The sequence below is a fragment of the Stieleria sedimenti genome (genome assembly GCF_025060895.1).
In the GTDB taxonomy this organism is placed as follows: Bacteria; Planctomycetota; Planctomycetia; order Pirellulales; family Pirellulaceae; genus Stieleria; species Stieleria sedimenti.
The window spans coordinates 1-2,460 of sequence record NZ_JANZKV010000088.1 but is presented as its reverse complement, the minus strand read 5'-3'; the positions used below and the strand labels follow the sequence as shown (position 1 = coordinate 2,460).

The window sequence follows — 2,460 nt, the reverse complement described above, 5'->3', positions numbered from 1 at the left end:
GACGGAAGCTTGTTCCTGTTTATCAATCGACGCCAGGACAAACTCAAAGCACTCTATTGGGACCGCGATGGAATGGCGGTGTGGTACAAAAGTCTGGAGCAAGGCACCTTTGAAAGAATCAGGCAAGATGGCGAGGCGAGCGTCAAGCTCGACGCAGCCGACTTGGCGATGCTGCTTGGTGGAATCTCAATCGAAAATGCCAAGAGACGTAAACGGCTCAAGGCAGCGTAAGCTGCCGCGGAAGCAGTGACGACGGACCACACTTGGGAGCAAGTTTTCTTCGGCGAAGAAAACTTGCTTTTTTTCTTGCCCAGACGGTGATTTGCTATTGCGCGATTTCGAGAAGCTTTTAGCCTTCTGCACATGGACAAGCTCAAGCAACTTCAACGCGAAATCGAAGCCCTGCGTGCGAAAAACAGCACGCTTGAGTCCGTCAATGAATCGCTTGCTGCCACCAATGCGTCACTCACCAACAAAGTCGATTCACTCGCTGTAAACAACCAATCGCTTGCTACCACCAACGAGTCTCTCGTCCAAGACGCCAAGTCACTCGCTGCGGCCAAAGAGGACCTTGAATCGAAGAACGAGGACTTACGAAAGCAACTCTCCAAAAAGCAAGACGAACTCGACGCTTTGATCCGTCGCATCTTTGGCCGCCAGAGCGAACGCTTTGAAGACGACGACCAGCTGAAGTTCGAATTCGCCAGTCAAGCAGAAATCGACGACGCTCGTGAAGGCATCAAGCAGGCGATCGAAGAAAATGATCGAGCCGGCAAACGCAACAAGCCGCCCAAGCGACGCAAGCGTGAAGAGCGTTTTCCCGACAGCCTGCCGCGCAAGGAAGTGATTGTCGACTTAAGCGACGAAGAAAAAGAAGGCTTGGTGCGGATCGGAGAAGACGTGGTCGAATCGGCACACTTCACCCGGGGTGCGGCCTATATCATTCGAAAGATCTTCCCCAAGTACGTTCACCCGGAGGATCCCCGCGCCGGTATTTTGCAGGCCCCACGCCCCGCGGCGCTGATTCAAGGCGATCGCTACGACACCTCATTCGCTGCCTCGGTCATTGCCAATCGACTTGGCTACCATCTGCCGATCCATCGTCAAGAGGACATGTTCGCCGAGTGCGGCCTTTACCTTTCACGCAGTACGCTACTAAACCTTCAAGAAGCTGCCGAACGCGTGCTCCGGCCGTTCGTGCAGTGGCTTGCTGACTTGGTTCGCACCGACAGCTGCATCGGAAGTGACGACACGTCGATCCGCTTACTGTTGCCGCAAGACATTCCCGAAGCACGCGAGGACGATCCGAAGGGTCGGCGTGCTGCGGAAGTTTTTGCAGCAGCCAAGTCGAAAGGGCTCAAAAGCATCACGGCAAAGATGTGGGCCTACCGAGGCGTTCAAATTCCAATCAACGTGTTTGACTTTACGGTCAGTCGTCACCGTGATGGGCCGGACCAATTTTTAGTCGATAGCGAGTATACGGGAACTCTATTGGGAGACTGCTACGGAGCGAACACGGGGATTTACATTCGATCAAACGGCCTGATCGTTCATGCCGCTTGCGCGGCCCATGCGCGTCGGAAGGTGGAAGCTGCGCTAGACAATCACGCGGAGCATGCAAAGCATTTACTTGGATTGTTTCGATTGATTTATGATGTCGAAGACGAAGCTCGAGAGTTGTCGCCAGCAGAACGCTTGACACTTCGCCAAAAGCAATCGGCTCCCCTTTGGGACCAGATGCGCGAGTACCTCCAGATGAAGATGATGGACGTGCTGAGTAGTGACAAGATCAGCGATGCGCGAAGTTACATCTTGAATCAATGGCAAGGACTGACGGCTCACCTTGAAGACGGGGAAATCCCGATCGACAACAACTCATGCGAGCAGCTGATGAAGCAAGTAGCACTGGGTCGCAAGAACTGGCTTTTTCTTGGCAGTCTTGCATCGGGTTATCGTACGGCGACATTGATGACGGTCGTCAGCAGCGCGATACGAAACGACCTGGATGTGGCGGCGTACTTGGAAGACGTACTCGACCAGCTTCTCGCAGGCAGTCGCGACTATGCCGCGCTGCGTCCTGACGCATGGGGGACAGCGCATCCGGAGTCGATCCGGGCCCACCGGCAAAAGGAGCGTGAAGCTGACAACATCCGTCGAGAGCGAGATCGGCTTCGCCGCCGCCTCGCCCGCCTGGATCAGTAGCTGGCACTGCAAGGCAGCATTCGGGACTGTCTTTCGATAAAAGGAAAACCGACGCAGAACACACCTCGCGCGTCACGAGGGAGTCACGCGCCTGCTAAGCCCGCGTTGGGCCCCATGAGATCAAGACGCTTGTCCCGGCGGATCGCGGATCATCTACGGCCAGTGGATCCGAGAATCGGGCGATAGCTCTTTCCCTGAAACATGGCCACGGCGTCGCCCCGCTGGCCCACCTAACCCATGGTGCTCCTGGGCGCTTAC

The 2,460-nt window shown here is 55.6% G+C and carries 2 protein-coding genes; both read left to right on the top strand.

Features of this window, described 5'->3' with window-relative positions; all coding sequences use genetic code 11:
- Positions 1 to 231: IS66 family insertion sequence element accessory protein TnpB (gene tnpB, locus NZK35_RS12975; RefSeq protein WP_259632962.1), on the top strand; the 231-nt coding region annotated here is incomplete at its 5' end.
- Positions 232 to 363: 132 nt separating this feature from the next.
- Entirely contained in the window at positions 364 to 2,202 is a 1,839-nt protein-coding gene (gene tnpC / locus NZK35_RS12970) for an IS66 family transposase (protein WP_259632961.1), read from the top strand.
- The last annotated feature ends 258 nt before the right edge of the window (positions 2,203 to 2,460 follow it).